Source organism: Mesorhizobium sp. NZP2298 (genome assembly GCF_013170825.1).
In the GTDB taxonomy this organism is placed as follows: domain Bacteria; phylum Pseudomonadota; class Alphaproteobacteria; order Rhizobiales; family Rhizobiaceae; genus Mesorhizobium.
This window is the reverse complement of record NZ_CP033365.1, coordinates 6580979-6599551: the sequence shown is the minus strand read 5'-3', so window position 1 is coordinate 6599551 and position 18573 is coordinate 6580979. Positions and strand designations below refer to the sequence as shown.

20 protein-coding genes and 1 tRNA gene are annotated in these 18573 nt (G+C 62.0%); 3 read left to right on the top strand and 18 right to left on the bottom strand.

The genetic code is table 11. From position 1 onward, the window contains the following. Positions 1 to 6 precede the first annotated feature (6 nt). From EB231_RS31425 to EB231_RS31415, 3 genes are all read right to left on the bottom strand, one after another. Complete coding sequence (locus tag EB231_RS31425; protein ID WP_206681875.1) at positions 7 to 795, bottom strand: ATP-binding cassette domain-containing protein; 789 nt, start codon at positions 793 to 795, stop codon at positions 7 to 9. Further along, positions 795 to 1748 (bottom strand): sugar ABC transporter substrate-binding protein, encoded by a 954-nt coding sequence (locus EB231_RS31420; RefSeq protein ID WP_172352270.1) that lies wholly within the window; start codon positions 1746 to 1748, stop codon positions 795 to 797. Before EB231_RS31420 ends, EB231_RS31425 begins: the two co-directional genes overlap by 1 nt. Before the next feature lie 111 nt (positions 1749 to 1859). Beyond that, entirely contained in the window at positions 1860 to 3029 is a 1170-nt protein-coding gene (locus EB231_RS31415) for an SGNH/GDSL hydrolase family protein (RefSeq protein WP_172352269.1), read from the bottom strand. Positions 3030 to 3198: 169 nt separating this feature from the next. Between EB231_RS31415 and EB231_RS31410 the strand changes: the two genes are divergently transcribed. Continuing rightward, positions 3199 to 4404 (top strand): ROK family transcriptional regulator, encoded by a 1206-nt coding sequence (locus tag EB231_RS31410; RefSeq protein WP_172352268.1) that lies wholly within the window; start codon positions 3199 to 3201, stop codon positions 4402 to 4404. 32 nt (positions 4405 to 4436) lie between these two features. On the opposite strand, the gene yacG is transcribed toward EB231_RS31410, so the two are convergent. The 9 genes from yacG to EB231_RS31365 form a co-directional block, all read right to left on the bottom strand. Further along, positions 4437 to 4634 carry a DNA gyrase inhibitor YacG gene (yacG, locus tag EB231_RS31405; RefSeq protein WP_172352267.1) on the bottom strand — a complete coding sequence of 66 codons (198 nt, stop codon included), beginning with the start codon at positions 4632 to 4634 and terminating at the stop codon, positions 4437 to 4439. After that, positions 4631 to 5257 (bottom strand): Maf-like protein, encoded by a 627-nt coding sequence (locus tag EB231_RS31400; protein ID WP_172352266.1) that lies wholly within the window; start codon positions 5255 to 5257, stop codon positions 4631 to 4633. The genes yacG and EB231_RS31400 overlap by 4 nt, the downstream gene beginning before the upstream one ends. A 23-nt stretch (positions 5258 to 5280) precedes the next feature. Next, positions 5281 to 5499 carry a translation initiation factor IF-1 gene (infA, locus tag EB231_RS31395; protein WP_006200926.1) on the bottom strand — a complete coding sequence of 73 codons (219 nt, stop codon included), beginning with the start codon at positions 5497 to 5499 and terminating at the stop codon, positions 5281 to 5283. A gap of 97 nt (positions 5500 to 5596) precedes the next feature. After that, positions 5597 to 6007: an arsenate-mycothiol transferase ArsC gene (locus tag EB231_RS31390; protein ID WP_246740796.1), complete on the bottom strand. Its 411-nt coding sequence runs from the start codon at positions 6005 to 6007 to the stop codon at positions 5597 to 5599. Between the two features lie 47 nt (positions 6008 to 6054). Then, positions 6055 to 6540, bottom strand: coding sequence for a UPF0262 family protein (locus EB231_RS31385; RefSeq protein WP_056565905.1), 486 nt, complete (start codon positions 6538 to 6540; stop codon positions 6055 to 6057). A 6-nt stretch (positions 6541 to 6546) separates the two neighbouring features. Continuing rightward, positions 6547 to 7839: a histidinol dehydrogenase gene (hisD, locus tag EB231_RS31380; RefSeq protein ID WP_172352265.1), complete on the bottom strand. Its 1293-nt coding sequence runs from the start codon at positions 7837 to 7839 to the stop codon at positions 6547 to 6549. A gap of 7 nt (positions 7840 to 7846) precedes the next feature. After that, positions 7847 to 8281, bottom strand: coding sequence for a DUF2948 family protein (locus EB231_RS31375; protein ID WP_172352264.1), 435 nt, complete (start codon positions 8279 to 8281; stop codon positions 7847 to 7849). Between the two features lie 208 nt (positions 8282 to 8489). Beyond that, the gene (gene murA, locus EB231_RS31370; protein ID WP_172352263.1) at positions 8490 to 9782 is read right to left on the bottom strand and encodes a UDP-N-acetylglucosamine 1-carboxyvinyltransferase; all 1293 of its coding nucleotides are present in this window, start codon (positions 9780 to 9782) and stop codon (positions 8490 to 8492) included. Between the two features lie 129 nt (positions 9783 to 9911). Further along, positions 9912 to 10088 carry a hypothetical protein gene (locus EB231_RS31365; protein ID WP_172352262.1) on the bottom strand — a complete coding sequence of 59 codons (177 nt, stop codon included), beginning with the start codon at positions 10086 to 10088 and terminating at the stop codon, positions 9912 to 9914. Positions 10089 to 10250: 162 nt separating this feature from the next. Between EB231_RS31365 and EB231_RS31360 the strand changes: the two genes are divergently transcribed. Continuing rightward, a tRNA-Thr gene (locus EB231_RS31360) sits at positions 10251 to 10325 on the top strand. 194 nt (positions 10326 to 10519) lie between these two features. Here EB231_RS31360 and EB231_RS31355 read toward each other — a convergent pair. From EB231_RS31355 to EB231_RS31340, 4 genes are all read right to left on the bottom strand, one after another. Next, the gene (locus EB231_RS31355; RefSeq protein ID WP_172352261.1) at positions 10520 to 11248 is read right to left on the bottom strand and encodes a hypothetical protein; all 729 of its coding nucleotides are present in this window, start codon (positions 11246 to 11248) and stop codon (positions 10520 to 10522) included. 291 nt (positions 11249 to 11539) lie between these two features. Next, entirely contained in the window at positions 11540 to 12523 is a 984-nt protein-coding gene (locus tag EB231_RS31350) for an aldo/keto reductase (protein WP_172352260.1), read from the bottom strand. A gap of 184 nt (positions 12524 to 12707) precedes the next feature. Next, entirely contained in the window at positions 12708 to 13565 is an 858-nt protein-coding gene (locus EB231_RS31345; protein ID WP_172352259.1) for a DUF1194 domain-containing protein, read from the bottom strand. Between the two features lies 1 nt (position 13566). Continuing rightward, positions 13567 to 14253: a DMT family transporter gene (locus EB231_RS31340; protein WP_246740794.1), complete on the bottom strand. Its 687-nt coding sequence runs from the start codon at positions 14251 to 14253 to the stop codon at positions 13567 to 13569. A gap of 244 nt (positions 14254 to 14497) precedes the next feature. Here EB231_RS31340 and EB231_RS31335 point away from each other — a divergent pair, with 244 nt between their 5' ends. Further along, positions 14498 to 16474 (top strand): BTAD domain-containing putative transcriptional regulator, encoded by a 1977-nt coding sequence (locus EB231_RS31335; protein WP_172352258.1) that lies wholly within the window; start codon positions 14498 to 14500, stop codon positions 16472 to 16474. A 475-nt stretch (positions 16475 to 16949) separates the two neighbouring features. On the opposite strand, the gene EB231_RS31330 is transcribed toward EB231_RS31335, so the two are convergent. Together EB231_RS31330 and EB231_RS31325 are read right to left on the bottom strand one after the other, a co-directional pair. Further along, complete coding sequence (locus EB231_RS31330) at positions 16950 to 17702, bottom strand: GGDEF domain-containing protein (RefSeq protein WP_246740793.1); 753 nt, start codon at positions 17700 to 17702, stop codon at positions 16950 to 16952. A gap of 125 nt (positions 17703 to 17827) precedes the next feature. Next, the gene (locus EB231_RS31325) at positions 17828 to 18457 is read right to left on the bottom strand and encodes a thermonuclease family protein (RefSeq protein WP_246740792.1); all 630 of its coding nucleotides are present in this window, start codon (positions 18455 to 18457) and stop codon (positions 17828 to 17830) included. Between the last annotated feature and the right edge of the window lie 116 nt (positions 18458 to 18573).

Below are 18573 nucleotides of genomic sequence, written 5' to 3'. Positions count from 1 at the left end.
CCTCGTTCAGGCAAAGGTTGGATCGGAACTGGCAGTGTCGCCCTGGATCGCACCTGTAATCAGTCCGATGATTTCATCGCGGCTGGTATCCCTGGTGCGTCGCGTCGCGACCGAGCGCCCCAGCCGCATGACAGTGATGCTGTCGCTATTGCGAAACACGAAATCCATGTCGTGGCTGATGCAGATGACGGCCTTCCCCTGCTGCCGGAGCTCGCCGAGGATTTCTCCCACATGGGCCGTCTCCCGGACCCCCAGTGCCGCGGTAGGCTCGTCGAGAAGCATGATCGGAAGATCCATCCGAACCGCGCGGGCTATGGCGACGATTTGACGTTCGCCTCCAGAAAGCAGTCCGATCTGGGTGCGGACCGAGCCGACCCTTATCTTCAGCTCGTCCAGCACCTTGGCGGCTTCCGTCTCCATGCGGCGGCGGTCTAGCCGGAAGCGTCCTCTGCGCGGAATGGCTCCCAAAGCCATGTTCGTGGCGATGTCCAGGCATTCGACAAGGGCGAGGTCCTGATGAACAACCGAGATGCCGAGGTGATGGGCCTCCGACGCGTCGCGCATCTCGACCGACTTTCCGCCCAGTCGCAGTTGCCCCTGATCCGGACGGAAAATCCCGCACATGATCTTGAGCGTGGTCGACTTGCCCGCACCATTGTCGCCGACAATGGCATGGATTTCGGCCGCCCCGGCGGTGATGTCGACATTCGACAACGCCTTGACGTTGCCGAACGACTTGCCCACCCCGAGCATCTCCAGCGCGGGTGCCGGAATGTCCGGCTGGGCGAATGCCATCACTGCCATCCCTTGGCGAGATATTCCTTGTAGTCGCTCGCGTCGAACATGCGCACGCCAACATCGATCTGCGGTTGAACCGTCTCGCCGTGAGCGATGGCCGCGACGGAATCGACCATTTTGGACCCCGCCGTACAAAGATCCTGCAGCATCAGCTTGTAGACGGTGCCGTCGGCAAGTCCTTGCTCGCCGCCACCTGCCGTCCCATTGGCGACGAATACGACCTTGCCGGTCAGGCCCTTGGACTTGATGGCGGCGGTCCCGCCCTGCGTGGCGGTTCCCATATGCGAGGCGATGACGTTGACCTCGGGATGCGCCGTCAAAAGGGCATTGGCCTGGTCAAGCGCCTTGCTGGCATCGTCATTGGTGTAGACCACAGCGGACACGGTGACGTTCTGGGTCTTCGCGGCCGCCGCGGTGAACCCGTCGACGAAGGCTTTGGCCGCGCCGCTTGGTCCCTGCGCCATCAGCCCGACATGCTGCGGGCCCTCGCGCTTTGCTATCGCTTCGACAAAGATTTCGCCGACCCGGGTGAAGTTTGCCCCGATGTTTACGTTCGAGCCGGATTCCGTTCCGGAAGCACCATAGAACGTGCCGACCGTGATACCGGCCTTCCCCGCCTGCTGGAGCAGGGGAACAAATCCCGCCGTCGCCGGAAAGGTCAGTATCGCTCCCGCCTTGTTGGCGATGCCCTGCTGTATCTGCTGAATCATGACGGTGGCATCGAGATTGCCGGTGGTCGGGCCGGATTCCGTCGTGGGAATGTTCAGTTCCTTCGCCCGATTGGCGACGCAATCGCCGATCAGTCGCCACGCCGGATATTTGGGCAGCGGATTGACGAAAAGAATCGAGGAAAGGTCCGCCGCTCCAGCAGCCGCTGGTCCGAAGGCGGTGAAGGCACTGAACGCGCATGCCAGCGCTATGCGCGGCAACCGCAGACTATTGGTTCGCATGAAATCCTCCCATTGACGCTTGCAGCCACGGCTCGCCAGCGTTCGAGGACGTTATGCAACAAACATTGGCATGTGTCAATAATAAGTCAGAATGACTTACTAAATATGCCATTACTCGAACAGGGCCATGTCGATGGCTTGTGCCATGGCCCTGTAGCCCGCGTCGCTCGGGTGGATGTGATCGCCGCAATCATAGGCTGGGAGGAGCCTGGTTGGCCGGCCAGGATCGCGAACGGCGGCATCAAAGTCGACAAAGCCGTGAACGCCTTCGGCCTTTCGGATCCATGCATTGACGGCGGCGCGACCCTTCTCCTTCTCGGGGGTGTAGAAATCGCCGACCGGCGATTCCGATGTTGTTCCTTCGAATGGGGTCAGGGTCCCCAGGATGACGCGAATGCCGGCAGTCTCGGCGCGCGCGGCAAGCTGCCTGATCGCCGATATGATTTGTTTTGCCGTTACGGCCTCATCGGCGCCCGCGAGCGCGGTGTTGGGCCAGCCTATGTCGTTGACGCCCTCCAGAATGACGAGATGCGATACCCTGGGCAGGCTGAGCACATCGCGGTCGAACCGCTCCAAAGCCTTCGTGCCGCGGCGATTGCTCAGAAGCCGGTTGCCGCCGATGCCAAGGTTGAGCACGGCCAGGTCCTGCGTTGCGGTGCCGGCGCTGAGCCGCTCGCTCAGAATGTCCGGCCACCGCCTGTCGCCGTCTATCTGCGAACCGTAGCCGTCGGTAATGGAGTCGCCGAAGCAGGCAATCGCGCGCGATCCTTCCTTTGCGTCGACGTAGATGGCTGAAGCGAAGTAGCGGCTGGTGGTGGTTTGCTGAAGCGGCAGGAGTTCGGAGGCCGCGAAATTCCCCGGTATGGATATGAAAGCCGTCTGCTGCGCCTCGTAATGGTGGGTTTCCACCGGAAGGTGGCCGCTCACATAGAAACTCAGGGCAAGCCGGGACAGCGCGGGCGTTGCCAATTCCACGGGATCGCTGAACAGCGGAGCGCCCGGCGCGATCGAGGCGGTCGCGTCGCCGCCAAAGGTGAGGGGGCGGCTCGTCAGGGGCTGGATGGCTCCGTCCTCGCCCGCCAGTGCGACATGCGCCGCGTTGATGACGACCGGTGCGCTGCCGAACTCGTTCGACACCCGTATCCTTAACCGCTGGCCACCGACGCTGATGCGGGCAATCTCGCGAACCGTCTGGTTGTAGAACCCCGGGATCACCATGTCGGCGCCCCAGACATTCATAGGGCTGGCAGTCCATGTTGCGATCCAGTCGCCGCGTACCATCTTCGCTTCCCTCGTCTTTGGTCCATGCCAGCTACTTTCAGGTCGCGGATCAAGTCAATAGGTAATTTTGATTGACTTATTTACCTCGCTCCTGCAAATCCTTGCCAAGGGTCGTATCTGCGTCTGCCAACATCCAGGTCGGCGGGCGCGTCCTATTGGGGTATTCACGGTGACCGGACGTATAGGGGGCGGAAGCTCTGCCCGAACGAGCCCAAACGGTATCTATCCAGCTTACAGGGGCGCGAACCAGGTCGGCCTCCGCGCGTCGAATGAACGTCTTGCCCTGTCGCTGATCAGGATTCACGGTCAACTGTCCAAAGCCCAGATCGCCGAGATCACCGGGTTAACCAAGCAGACCGCGTCCGTCATCGTCCGCTCCCTCGAGGCGGAAGGACTGCTGTCGGCGGGAAGGCCCGTCAAGGGCAAGGTCGGACAGCCGTCGGTCCCGATGTCGATCAATCCCGAGGGAGCGCTGTTTCTTGGCCTGCGGCTGGGGCTGCGCCATGCGGACATCGCACTAGTCGATTTTGTCGGCGGGGTTCTGGAGCAGCGAAGGCTGTCCTACGGCGCGGGCGAAATGGGTGAAATAGCACGCATCGCATATACGGCGATTGCCGAGATGCGCTCGCGCCTGACCGCAGCCCAGCACGCGCGGCTGGAGGACATCGGCATAGCGGTAGCTTCGGATATTCTCGCGGCGGTCGCAAACGGCAAGGGCACGGACGGTCCGGAGAGCGCGTGGGCCGAGTTTGAGGACCTGGCCCTGCAAATGGGCAAGGAAACACATCTATCGATCTATCTCGATCGGGACGCGGTGGCGGCATGCAGCGCGGAACTGGCCTATGGGCTGGCCGGGGGCGCGCCCGACTTCCTCTATATCTTCATCGGGCATTTGCTTGACGGAGGCATTGTCCAACATGGTCGCCTCGGCTTCTCGCGGCGCGATGCAAGGCCTGGAATCGGACGCATCCTGGTACCATCTGCGAGCGGCGGTGTGGCACCGCTCGGCACATCGGTTTCGGTTGACGATGTCGGTCTGGCGCCAGGGTCTCGCGCCCCCGACCCGGAGCTCAGGAAATGGATCGAGGCAACCTCGTCCAGCATATCGATGGCGGTCCATTCGGCGTCGGCGCTTGCCACATTCAGGGGCATCGTTCTGGACGGCCTCATGCCGCAATGGGTGAGAGCCGAGCTGGTGCGCGAGATCAGGGAAAAGCTCTCGGCCATCGGCGCCAGTGATCTGGCGGCTCTCTTCGTCAGGGAGGGCACTTCGGACCGGCAGGCAGCCGGCCTTGGGGCGGCCTGCATTCCCCTCCTCGACAGATTCTTCTTGCAATCGGACGCCAATGGCCCCGCGGGCTCGGCAGAAGCCTGATCGAAGTCTGGTCCCGCGCTGATGGCCAGGCCTTATTGCGGCTCGTCGGTGTCCGGCTCTTCCTCGTCGTCGCGAGCCTTGATGACATAGGCGCCCTTCAGCCAGCGGTTGAGGTCGATGTCCTTGCAGCGCGTCGAGCAGAACGGAAAGGTGTCGCGCGCCGATGGCTTGCCGCATTCGGGGCAGGGGCGCTTTGGGCGTAGCGGCGTGATCTTGGAGTCGGAATTCATGGCCGCGTGGACAGCCAGTTCTGATGGATCTTGAAGCCTTCGCCCGACAGCAGCGCCACCGTTTCATAGAGCGGCAGCCCAACGATGTTGGTGTAGGAGCCGACGAGCTTGACGACAAAGGCCCCCGCGAGGCCCTGGACGGCATAGCCGCCGGCCTTGCCGCGCCATTCGCCCGAGGCGACATAGGCGTCGATCTCCTCGCGCGGCAGTCGCTTGAAACGCACCCGCGTCTCGACCAGCCGCTGGCGCAGCTTGCCGCCTGGCGTGATCAGGCAGATGCCGGAATAGACGCGGTGCGAACGACCGGACAACAACCCGAGGCAGTTGGCGGCATCATCGAGTGTTTCGGCCTTGGGCAGGATGCGCCGCCCAACCGCGACAACCGTGTCGGCGGCCAACACGAAGCCTGGCGCGTAGTCCGTCTCGGTCTTGAGCGACGCGAACGCCTTCTCGGCCTTTTCCTTCGACAGCCGCTTGGCGAGCGAACGCGGATGCTCGGCACGCAGCGGCGTTTCGTCGATATCGGCTGGCAGGATCCGGTCCGGCTCGATGCCGGCCTGCTGCAAGAGTTCGATGCGGCGCGGCGAACCCGAGGCAAGCACCAGCTTCTGCAAAATGCTCATCGCGTTCCGGCCGGGCCTTGATCTTACTTGAAGCGGTAGGTGATGCGGCCCTTGGTCAGGTCGTATGGCGTCATCTCGACCAGAACCTTGTCGCCGGTCAGCACGCGGATGCGGTTCTTACGCATGCGGCCGGCCGTATGGGCGATAATCTCATGTTCGTTTTCGAGCTTCACCCGGAACATCGCGTTGGGCAACAATTCCGTCACGACACCCGGAAACTCGAGGACTTCTTCCTTCGGCATTCGATACCTTTGCTTGGATGGCAGTTCCGGCGCCCAGGCGCGCCCAGGCCGGAATTTCGGCGGAACCTATATGATAATCGAGCGCTTGTGAACACGCTTAATCCGTCGCGTTTTTTGCTTCTGGAGGCAAAAAACGTCGGCTTATGCGCAACTTCAGTCGCTCGCGCACGTCGCGGTAGGCCGCCATGATCTGCTCGCGCGTGCCGCTGGCACCGGTTGGGTCCTGCGTCGGCCAGTATTCGACCTCGACGGCGAGCGAGCGGGTGAGCTCCAGCGCGGCATGGTGCGCCTCCGGCGCCAGCGTGACGATCAGGTCGAAATAGTCGTCCTCGAGATCGCCCAGCGTCCTTGGATGACGCTCGCCCAGCGTGAGACCCTCCTCGGCAAGCACGGCGTCGACGAACGGGTCGCGCTCGCCGGCGCGCACGCCGGCCGAGGCGACGAAGATGGTGGCGGGCAGCATCCGGCGCGCCAGTTGCTCGGCCATCGGCGAGCGCACGGCGTTCATGCCGCACAGGAACAGGATCGAGCGGGGCAGGGCGCCGGGTACCAGGGCTAGCCCCGCCAGTGCAGCACGCAGACCAGCGTGAACAGCCGTCGCGCCGTGTCGAAGTCGATGTCGATCTTGCCGGAGAGCCGGTCCATCAGCGTCTGCGAACCTTCATTGTGCAAACCGCGCCGGCCCATGTCGATCGCCTCGATATGGCTCGGCGTCGAGGAGCGGATGGCGTCGTAATAGCTTTCGCAGATCATGTAGTAGTCCTTGACGATGCGCCGGAGCGGCGTCAGCGACAGGATGTGGGTGACCACCGCGGTGCCGTCCTCGCGCGCCACGGCGAAGACCAGGCGCTGCTCGGCCAACGACAGTTTCAGCCGGTAGGGACCGGCGCCGCTGTCGTTGACGGGCTGAAAACTGTTCTCCTCGATCAGGTCGAAGATCGCCACCGCCCGTTCGTGCTCGACATCGGGCGTCGAACGGCCGATCGATTCATCGAGTTCGACATCGATCAGCTTTGCGCGGGTTTGATCGGGGCCCGTCATCTCAGCCTACATGTTCAGCCGTATGGCGACGGAGCGGCCATGCGCCTCGAGCCCTTCCGCCTTGGCGAGCGCGATCGCCGCCGGCGCCAGCACACGCAACTGCTCCGGCCCGAGTTTCAGGACCGAGGTGCGCTTGACGAAGTCGAGCACCGACAGGCCCGACGAGAAGCGCGCCGAGCGGGCCGTCGGCAGCACGTGATTGGAGCCGCCGACATAGTCGCCGATGGCTTCCGGCGTGTGGCGGCCGAGAAAGACGGCACCGGCATTGCGCATCCGCGACAGGAAACCTTCGGCATCGTCGATGGCCAGCTCTACATGTTCGGCCGCGATACGGTCGACCAGCGGCAGCGCGGCCTCGATGGTCTTGACCTCGATCACCGCGCCGAAATCGCGCCAGCTCGCCGCGGCGGTCTCGCCGCGCGGCAAGCTCTGCAACTGGCGTTGGACCGCTTGTTCGACTGCCTTGCCGAAGGCCGGATCGTCGGTGATCAGGATCGATTGCGCCGATACATCGTGTTCGGCCTGGGCGAGCAGGTCGGCGGCGATCCAGTCAGGATTGTTGTTGCCGTCGGCCACCACGAGCACTTCCGAGGGGCCGGCGATCATGTCGATGCCGACCGTGCCGAACACCTGCCGCTTGGCCGCCGCGACATAGGCATTGCCGGGGCCGACGACCTTGGCCACCGGCTTTATCGTTTCGGTGCCATAGGCAAGGGCGGCGATCGCCTGGGCGCCGCCGACGCGATAGATTTCGGAAACGCCAGCGATATCGGCCGCCACGAGCACCAGCGGCGGTATGGCGCCGCCGGAGGCGGGCACGCAGATCGCGACGCGTTCGACGCCGGCAACCCTGGCCGGTATGGCATTCATCAGCACCGAGCTTGGATAGCTTGCGGTGCCGCCCGGCACGTAGAGCCCGACGGCTTCGATCGCCGTCCAGCGCCAGCCCAGTTCGACTCCGGCGGCATCCGTATAGCGATTGTCCTTCGGAAGCTGCTGCTCATGATAGGCACGGATGCGGTCGCGCGCGAATTCGAGCGCCTTGATCGTCTGTGCATCGGCCCTATCATAGGCGCTGGCGATTTCGTCTTTCGATACGGCGATGCCGACGCTTTTCAGGTCGGCACGGTCGAACCGACTGGAATAGTCGATCAGCGCCGCATCGCCCTCGGCGCGCACCCGAGCGATGATCGCGCGCACCGCGGCCTCGACATCGGCGGATACTTCCCGCTTGGTCGTCAGGAAGGCGGCGAAACGCTGCTCGAAATCAGCATCGGACTGGGCAAGCGTGATGGCCATGGGGCACTCAAGCCTTGTGGACGGGACGCGACGTGGCTTCCCACGCGCCGCCAATATCGGCAAGGCGGGCCTCGATGCATTCGACATCGAGCATGATGGTGCCACCGCCCGAAAAGATCAGCTCGACGATGCCTGCCGGCTTGCTGATCTCGATGAAGCTGATCGCCAGCAGGGACAGCACCTCGGCCGGCTTGTCGCGGGCAATGCCATTGGTCTTGGCGCCCAGCACCCGATCGAAATGCAGAACGGCCTGCCGCCGCTCATTGTGCTGGCGAAACAGGCTCGACTTCGCCTCCCAGACGAAACGGTTCATGGTCAGCACGAAGCGCTTGGCCGAGGGCAGGTATTCGAGGTCACTGACTTTCAGGACGGCGTCCTGGACATGAGCCGAAACAATGCTCAGATCCTGGTCGTCGAGCGCGATAAGCTTGAGGGCTGCCATGCGGATTTCGCACCTGAAGTTGACGGTTCAGCCCTTCTGTTAGGCGGTCTTGGCGATCGGCGCAACCGCGCCAATATCTTCGGTTTGCGCTGCCCCTCATCGCTCTGCCGGCCACTTCTCCCCGTATCGTGACGGGGAGAAGGATGCCTTCACCGAGGATTTCGCCAATATTCGGCTTTGCAGGACGCTTGGAATCGCGCCGATTGGCCTAAGCTGAAATCCGCTCGATCACCGCGCCGCAATTGGAGAGTTTCTCCTCCAGCCGCTCGAAGCCGCGGTCGAGATGATAGACGCGGTTGACGGTGGTCTCGCCTTCGGCGGCAAGGCCGGCGATGACCAGCGAGACGGACGCGCGAAGATCGGTGGCCATGACCGGCGCGCCTTTCAGCTTCGCCACGCCGTCGACGATCGCCGTCTGGCCCGAAAGCGTGATGTGGGCGCCGAGCCGGGCCAGTTCCTGCACATGCATGAAACGGTTTTCGAAGATCGTCTCCGTGATGCGCGACTTGCCCTTGGCCATGGTCATCAGGCCCATGAACTGCGCCTGCAGGTCGGTCGGGAAGGCCGGGAAGGGCGCGGTCGTCACGTCGACCGGCGAAATGCCGGCGCCGTTGCGCTTCACGCGGATGCCGGAATTGGTCTGTGTGATCTCGGCTCCCGTCTGCGAAATCACGTCCAGCGCGGTCTGCAGCAGCTCGGGACGCGCGCCTTCGAGCACGACATCGCCACCGGTCATGGCGACAGCCATGGCATAGGTGCCGGTCTCGATGCGGTCCGGAATGACGCGCACGCGCGCGCCCGACAGCGCGTCGACGCCGTCGATCGTGATGGTCGGCGTGCCGGCGCCGGAAATCTTCGCGCCCATGGCGTTGAGGCATTCGGCGAGGTTGACGATTTCGGGCTCGCAGGCGGCGTTTTCCAGCACGGTTTCGCCCTTGGCCAGTGATGCCGCCATCATCAGCACATGGGTAGCGCCGACCGAGACTTTCGGGAAGACATAGCGGTTGCCGACCAGGCGCCCATTCTTGGTCTTGGCGATGACATAGCCGGTGTCGACGTCGAGATCGGCGCCGAGCGCCTGCAGACCTTCGAGGAACAGGTCGACCGGGCGCGTGCCGATGGCGCAGCCGCCGGGCAGCGACACCTTGGCTTCGCCCATGCGGGCCAGCAGCGGGCCGATCACCCAGAAAGACGCACGCATCTTCGACACCAGCTCGTAAGGTGCCGTCGTGTCGACAATGTTGCGGGCGGAGAAATTGATGGTGCGCGAATAGCCCTCGTTCTGTTTCTCGCGGCGGCCATTGACCGAATAGTCGACGCCGTGATTGCCGAGAATGCGGATCAGCTGCTCGACATCGGCCAGATGCGGCACGTTTTCCAGCGTCAGCGTGTCGTCGGTCAGAAGCGAGGCGATCATCAGCGGCAAAGCGGCATTTTTCGCACCCGAGATCGGAATGCTTCCGACGAGCTTGTTGCCGCCGACAATTCTGATGCGATCCATGGAAGAACGTCCCTCTCGGCTCAAAAAGGCCGGTTCAATCGTTTGAGTATCGGCCCGTCTAGACCATTGGCCAATCTGGTTCAAGAAATAGGATTTCGCCCGCTCCGGTCCAAGAGTGGCCGATTTGAGTTAATCTTTTTGTATTTCCCTGGCCGTGCCGAGCCCGTCCGGCCTCTGGTCGGCTTCACCTGTACGGCGCGAGCGCGATTGCGCCTTGCGTTTCTGCAGATTGGCGCGCAACTGCTCGGCGAGCCGGCCCTTGCGGTCCGTGCTGCCCTTTTTCGGTGATATCGTCTTGTCGCTCATCGTCCCGTCCCGGCCGGCGGCCGGCCAACCCTGTTGTTCAGGGATAGCCAACATTGTGGCGCCGCCATGTCATTAAAAGCTATCCGGCAAAGGCTTTCACAGAAGCGTTGTTCTTGGCCTTGCGCTTGCCGGTTCGATATGGCAGAAGCCCCGCCATCGGCGGCTGCGGTAGCTCAGTGGTAGAGCACTCCCTTGGTAAGGGAGAGGTCGAGAGTTCAATCCTCTCTCGCAGCACCAGTTCTTTCAGACAGTTTCAATGCGATGTCGTTGCCGGTCACTTTTTCCCTGACCGGCGGGCGAACGAAACGCAACACGGCACTCTGCCCGTGGAATTTCCGTGGACCTTGTTCCCTTGCGTTCTCGCAGCCCCGCGGTGTGATTACCCTTACCTGCCTTGAGATCGTGGCCGCTCGGTTGACCTGAAAACGATCCTAGCTACGCATTTCGACAATTTCTCTTTCGACGCGAAATATAGCCTCCTGGAGGCTGCGTTCGTCCGACATGTCGATGCTTAATGTTGATCTCTCCTTGCCGAGAAGGAGGCCTTTTACCCGGCGGATGATTGGTATCGATTGCAAGTTGGTTTTGGAATCCGCCTCGAACAGCCGCTCCATATAGCTCTGATGAAAGAGTCGGTCCTTCAGCCGTTTCGACAACAAAGGTTCGGCGGCGTCCACACTTATCGCAAGATCCGAAGTGGGTATCAGATCCAGGACCGTTGCCAGTGACGCCGTGTCCGCAACTCCACTAAACAGGCTAAGAGAGCAGACAGCCTGAATGAAACCCTGATCGAAAATCACAATTTCCGATCGCCGACCGAATACTGCCAAGCCACTGATAGGGCAAGGATGTAGCGGCTGAACCTTATCAGCCAAAATCGGATTTCTAGGCGTTAAAATTCGGACTAGCTTGACTGTCAGCCTGAGTTCATCCGCGTTGTTCAAAGGACGGAAAGCAAAGGCGGCTGTTCGCAGTATCGCCCTGACAACACGCTGGAAAGCGTACCAAAGTCCGCCAGGGTCAAATGGTGTGGAATGGACACCGGGTTGATAGGAAAGCACGACTTTCGCAACGTGGCCTTGAGCTTGCAGACGGCGCTGAAGTGCATGTGCAAACGTTGTTTTGCCCGACCCGGCAGGGCCAAATAACTCGACAATCACGCGATCCGGCTCCGGTGATATGTTCCAACCAACTCACCCTCGACCGGCTACGGGAACAACGACCAAGGGGCGAAATTCGAACACGGTCTCGAAGCAACCAGCAAGCTGCTACATGCGTGAACTCGCACCATTTTTGTTAGCCAGCTTCCTCCGTTTGCATGAACCGCTCCTTACGAATTTGTAAGGGATCGTTCGGTGAGCCTGTCAGGATGGCTTGGGTTCAAACGCCGAAGATGCGCTTGTGCTCGACGCGCAGCCGCGATCCGCGATCAATGGCCGCTTTGCGCCTCATTAAGACCCCGGCAGGCGAAGCTGATCAGTCTTCACGCCCATGGCGAGCGCGGCGACGATGGCATTTAGCCGCTCGGGTGTTGGATGGTTCTTCAATCGCAGCAGATTGAAATCGAGGTGCTCCTTCTTGAACATGGAGACCAGGGTGACGCCTGCTGAATTGGTTGCGAATGCGTAGTCGGCGAGAAATGAGACAGCAACGTCAGTCGGACTGCCGCGGTATCCGAGGTCGCCAAGAGCGGCCAGTATTTCCTTTTGCGCATTTAACGTCTCGACGATTCGATCGAGGCCTGAGAAGGTCCCATGCGTCACAAACGTTCTGTGCCCGTGAGCGCGCTCCTTCAACTTCCCCAGGTTGGGCTCCAGCGGGGTATTGGCAATCTGAACGAAGCGATAAGGCAGCGATTCATCGAGAGCCGTCATTCCAGCCTCAAGGTCTCCTGCGACCGAAATGGCCCGGGCCTTCCCGTCCTGAACCACGCGCTCCACGGCCCGGATGATATCCTCGCGAACAAGTTCCTCGGCGGTCGGACGGTGCAGCGCAAGGACATCGACGTAATCCGTGCGAAGACGCCGCAGGCTCTCCTCGGCGCTTGATCTTATAAACTCCGCAGACAGCGGCACCTTGAATGGCGTGGGGCGCACTCTTGAGGCATACCGCTTGAGCGCCGGAACCGTCGCAATGGCAATCCGTGACAACGGCTTCAGCGCTCGCATGGTGGCGGAGGTCTTCGGCGGACGCATGCCAACCTTGGTACAGACGCAGACACTATCGCGCTTCCTGGATGCAAATTCGCCCCAGATCGATTCCGCCATCCCGTCGCCATAGGAAGGCGCTACGTCGTACCACGTTATCCCAGCCTCGTACGCGCGTTCGAGCGTCTCGAGCCCCTTGCGAACTCCGATGCGAGAGCCAAGCGAAGCGCAGCCAAAACCGACACTTGATACCTTGCTGCCGATCGCTTCGACAAAGACCAGCTTCATGGCGAAGACTCGTTTTCAAGCCCGCATCAAGCCCGCCCTCCACCTTAGTCGAATGACATTTTGTCTTTCTGTCAAGGCATGGCGTCCTTGGGGCACCCCCCCGCTTCCTCCGCCCATTTCGCGCAAAAAAACGCGAACGGCCTGCTCGGCCCGTCCTTTTCGGTCAGCGCTGTGGTGGCGTTTGCTACCTGATGCCGGGAATTCGTGGGTCGCCGTCCATGCTCACTTCCGTCACCAGCTTCCGGCGCAGCGCGGTGGCATAGTCGCTTGGGCCCTTCGATGTCATGACGAAGGCTTGCGAGCCGCCAATGACCGATTGGGCGAAATAGGATGCCAATGGTTGGTCGGGATTCTCATCTTCTGCTGGAATGGCGATCGCGTTGATCGTGTATCCCTTGGCGATGGCGTTGAGCCTGCTGGGCTGGACGGGAAGTCCATCGTTGTTCTCACCGTTGGAAGAGATGTCGATCACTTTCTTGGCCGCCTTTCCAGGAAACTGATCGAGCAGAAGCGTTCCGACGTCGATGGCCGAGGAAACGGATGTGCCGCTTCGCCCCCTGCGAATATGGCCGGTATCGCCTCTCTTGCTGATCACCGAGGCCGCCGCCTTGGCGTCTTCCAGCCCACAGATGCTTATCCACGGCAGCACGATGCGTGTGTGTCCGGGGCTTGACCATTCAAAGTAGGCTACGCTGATGCAGCCAACATAATTTCGGGTGATGGCCGCGATAATCTCGGGCGAGGTGAGCGCCGCGGCATGCCCCTCGCGCTGCATGTCGGCAATCTCCGGATCAATCGAGGACGAGAAATCGACCGCGAACACGACAGCAACATCAACATTGGCGGCATGGGCTTGCGATGCCCAAAACACCGAAGCGGCAAGGGTTCCCGCCAGTCTCAAATATGAGCTGGCCCGTTTTGCCGGCCCATTGGCCGGTCGTTCAGTCGGCTTCGGAATGCCCGTGCCTATCGCTCGCGCCTGCTCGCGAAAGGAGGCCGCCGCGGACGAGGCGCTTGCGTCCTGATGCTTGCTTTCGAACATGCTATTCTCCATCCCGACAACCGCTTGCTTTCAGGGCGGTCATTTTCAACATGTGGAAATTTGGCGGGGGGCCTTGGCCCCCACGCCGAACAGCAGCAGGTCGGCTTGGTCCACAAGAGGTGCCTTGGATTGCCCCGAGCGGCAGGGCGAAGGCGGCGGCGCCTAGAAACTGTGTCGCCGCGCTGGTGAACGGCCGCGCATGGGCTTGCATGCGCCGGCCGAGCTCGACCATCCACAGCGCATAGCAGGCGGCCGACAGAATGGCGGTGAGATCGCCGCCGCCGAGACTGCCGATCCCGCCGGACAAAAGCAGGGCGCCGACCACGGTCAGCCCGGCGGCGACCGCGAGGCTCGCGGTCGGACGTTCACCGATGAGCAGCCAGGCGGCAAGTGGCGTCATCACGGTTGCCGTGCTCACCAGGAAGCTTGCATTTGTGACCGTGGCGCCGAGATGGCAAAGTTGCTGAAGCGTGATGGAGACGGCAAACAGCACGCCCACCCTGGCCAGGCTGGAAAAATGGCCCGGCCCCGCGGGCAGTCGCCTTTCGGTCAAGACAAAGGGCAGCACAAGCAACCCCCCGATCAGGCAGCGCAAGCCGACGGCACTCAGCGCGTCAAGATGAACAGGCATCGTCTTTTGTGCGACGTTGCCCAAGCCCCATAGGGCAGCGGCAAACAGCAGCAGCAAATTGGCCTTAGGCTCGGACATCCACCGCACCCCTGGGAATAAAGCCTGTCGCGGGGTTGCGATGGCTCCAACTATTTCAGGGCGCCCGGTTCCGTCCCTACAACCGGCGGTTCGTTCAGTTGCCCCTACTTGAGCGATGCCTTAATTGATCTGTCGTCACGGTAGCGCTTGAACGCGTGGTTCTACCGGTTGCGAAGCGTTAGTTTTGAGTTAGAATTTCGTTAGGCTGGGAAGCTGTTAAGAAATGCAAAGTGGGGACAGCGTCGCCGCAAGTAAAATCTCACTCTTCGGCGGCTTCCGAATTGAGAAGGAAACTGTCGGCCCGATCTGGTTGACCGGGAAGCGGGGTCCCGCGATCATTGCCTATCTGACCCGGTGTCCAGGCATGACGGCGACAAGGGAGAAGCTGGCTGATCTGCTCTGGGGCGATAGCGACAGCGAACACTCGCGCAACAGCTTGCGTCAGACCCTCAGCGTTCTGCGCCGGGATCTGTCGCGGGCGGGCGTGGATATCATCCATTCCCGGAGGGAGTTGATAGGCCTCAGACCGGACACGGTGCGAGTTGATGTCGAGGAGTTTGAATCCGGGCTTTCCGCCCGCTCCGCACCGGACCTCGAGACGGCTCTGGCGCACTATATCGGACCGTTTCTTGATGGCGTCTATCTGGGGAGCAACGCTTTCGATGACTGGGCGGCGTCGGAACGCGACAGGCTGCTGGGCCGTGCGCTTGAGTCCTTTGAAAAACTTGCCCGCCTCGTGGACACAGAGGCCGGGCTAGCCTTGGCCGATCGAATTCTGGGCATGGACCCGGCGCGGGAGGAGTCCTATCGGCTCAAGATGGACTTGCTTGCCGCATGCGGCCAGCGCGACAGGGCGATAAGGACATACGAGGCTTGCAGGAGCATGCTGAAGAAGGAGTTCGGCGTCGAGGCGAGCCCGGAGACGCGGGCGCTGTGGCAATCCCTGCTGTCTGCCGCCGACACGACAACTCTGCAGTCGGCAAACGCTCCTCCAGCCAGCCAGCGCTCCGGGCGGCCATCCATCAGCGTTGCCGACTTCGTCAATCTCACCGGAAAGCGAGGCGACGACTTTTTCGCCAAGGGGCTCGTCCAGGACATTACCACGGCCCTCTCCGAGGTTGCCGACTATGTCGTGCTCTCCGGGCTCCCGTCCTTGGAGAAGAACGGCGATGAACTCAAAACGCCGGCCTTGGTTCGAGCGCGTTACATGCTCAACGGCAGCGTTCAGCGATCCGGCGACGAACTGAGGGTGAACGTCCAGCTTGCCGACGCTGGCAGCGGCCACAATGTCTGGGCTCAGAAATTCGACGGCCACTCCGAGAACGCGCTCGAATTCCAGGACAGGATCGCACAGTCGGTTGTGCTGGCCGTGATCCTCGAACTGCAACTGACGAACTGGAAGGTTCGCGACAAAAGCCCGCCGGGCCCTCCCGAAGTGCGCAGGTTGGTGAACGAAGCTCTCATGAAGTATTTTGAGATGACCCGGGACTCGTTGTTGGTCGGGATAGAACTCGCCGAGAAGGCCCTTTCGATAGGCCCCGACAATGCCCGTGCACAGCGAACGCTTTCGATCGCGATCTCCATGAGCGTGGCGTTCGGCGCGCTGCCTCGGGAGCAGGCGCAGATCGAACGTGCGATTGAGCTTGCGAAAGCATCGGTACTGGCAGTGCCTGACGACGAAATCGCCCGCTGCATCCTGTCATTCGCCCTCGAAAGTTCCGGCCGTATCGACGAGGCGATCGCCGAATGCCAACACGCGATCAGTCTCAACCCAAGCTACCCGTCTGGCCACGGCGACATTTCGATGCTCTTTGCGTTGCGCGGACAGGTCGGTGAAGCAGTGCGTGAGGCCAATGAGGCAATCCGGCTCGGAACGCATGACGTCATCGATTTCTGGCGTCACCACGGCCTGGTTGTGGCGTTGTTTGCCGGCGGAGATGACCGGCGGGCGCTTGAGGTCGCCCGCAAGGTGGTCAGGACAAAGCCGGGCTTCGTTCGCGGCGCCCTTTATTGGGCCGCGAGCGCTTCGGCCACCGGAAACAACGAAGAAGCGTCGCGGGCGATCCATCACTGCCTGTCACAGCTTCCTCATCTCAACCTGGGTAATGTCTGTCCCGGCTTTGTGCCGCGCTACGTGAAGGATCATCATCACTCGAGATTCCTTGAAATGCTGTCGAGGGCTGGCCTTCCGGGTTCTTGATGTGGGGTCATGAGAAACCGGAGCAGGTGTTGGCCTCCAGCATTGGTGCGACCGTCGGATTGTTTGAAAAGGGCGCGCCTGGGGAACAACTGGAGATTGATGGAGTGTTTCGCGGAATGATCTAAGACGCCGGAGGCGATCGAGGGTACGCGCCATGGGATCCCGGCCGACCGACACAAAACGCCGCTACGAGTATGAGCTCGGCCACACCGATCGGGAGTCGCGACGGTTGGCGACCCAAGCGGCGCTGGTCGAGCCGTTGACACGAAGTTATTTGCCATGCGCCGGGTAAGTCAGGCTATGCGGGTGCTGGATGTCGGCAGCGGCGCCGGCGACGGCGACGTCGCTTTTCTTGCCGCGGATGTGGTCAGGATCATCCCCGGCTCGCCAATGAGCAGAAAGGCCGTTTACTATATTTTCGCAGAACCAGTTTTCCTGGTTCTTGAATTGGCCTGCTTTGGTGCCCCGGCTGTTGTCAGCTGTGCAGATGCGTCAGTTCGAACCCGGCGTCATCCTGCGTGTCGGACAGGTGTTGTTCGGCGGACCGGAACATGTCCGAGAACTCCATCTCGTTCTCCAACATCACACCGCCGACCTTTATGGTGAGGACATCCTCGGTGCCTTTTGGCGCGAAATAGACCTGCGCGACACGCGTCCGGATACGTTCGCCGACTTCCTTGGCCTCTGCTTCGGTCGCGCCCGGGAGGAAAACCCCAAACATCGAGGCCCCGATGCGTCCGACCAGATCCCCCTCGCGTACCGACGACTGTATGGTCGAGACGATGAGCCGCAAGGCCTCGTCGCCCCATTCGAGCCCAAAGCGCATGTTGATGGATCGAAGGTGTTCCGGATGAATGATCAGGAAGGCGCCCGAGCGTGGTCCTGGTCCCGATCGCCTGGCGGCCCGTCGTTCAATCATCGACGTGAAGACCGGCCCGTTCAGGCAGCCCGTCAGCCTGTCATACGTTCCGGACTTGTTGAGTTCCTGCCGGTAGCGGTGGATTTCGACCCGGTTCCAGCCGATCAGCGCGAAAAGCGGCAGGCCTATGATCACCGGCAGCAGTCCCGCGGTGATCATGCTGCGGGCGAACGGCGTCAGCGTGTCGCTGAACAGGAGCAGGTAGTTCAGTCCAAGGGAAAGGCCGAGGCTCCCGGCGGTTCCCAGGAACGTCAACCACGCGACGCGCTTCCAGTCCTGGGCAGTGGTGGTCGCCATTGGTCTCGTCATTGGCCAATCTCCTGTCAGATCGGCTGGTATAAGGCCTGCCTGCCGTAATTTCGGTTTCGCCGAACCGTACAATTTGAACGATCCATCCTGTCGTCGCGCGACTTCGGCGACCGAGCCCTCCCAGCCTATCGCGGCGGCCCGAAGATACCCATCTCGGCATCCCTGGCAATTGCTTCCGCCTTGCCATAGATGCCGCCCGGCAACGCCATGGCCCAACCATTGGCGACGAGCCAGGCGCCGACATCCTGCTTGCCCAGCCGGCACGGCGCGGCGATGGCAAAGCGTTCGGTTTCCGGCGGCAGAAAGCAGGTCAGCGCGCGCCCCCGCAGCCAGGCATTGAAGGCCGCGCGGGCGCGCAGCCCACAGGGCCAGGCTTCGTCGCGAAACGAGCAGGTCTGGGCCTCGTCGATGTCCAGAGCCCCGCTGATGACCACCTTCCGCCCCATCGATTCGAAAGTCGCCGACGACGTTGCAATTGGATGGTACAGCAGGGTTTCGCGCCAGTCTTGCGGCATTGGCGTCCTGGGGCGGACGGCGAGGCCGAGTTCACCGAGCGGCGGCCGGGCTTCGACCCGCTCGATTTCCGAGGCGTCAACCGGCGGCGGGGCGATAAGGCTCTCGGCAATCCGCCGTGCCGGTTCTCGTCTTGATCCGTCGAAAATGGCTGTATCCACCGGGGCCGCTTGCTTGCCGGAATTTTCCAGCGACGGCGCAGGGGCGGGCCGCTCGAGGGAAAGCAGGGCTCCGGCGCGCATGATCAGGACAATTCCGACCAGCAGTTCAAGGCCCCCGACCGCGATCATCAGGCGGGCATGCCGAGGCGTGCCCATCAGGCCATCGCGGCATTCGAGCAAGGTCCCGCCGGCAGCCG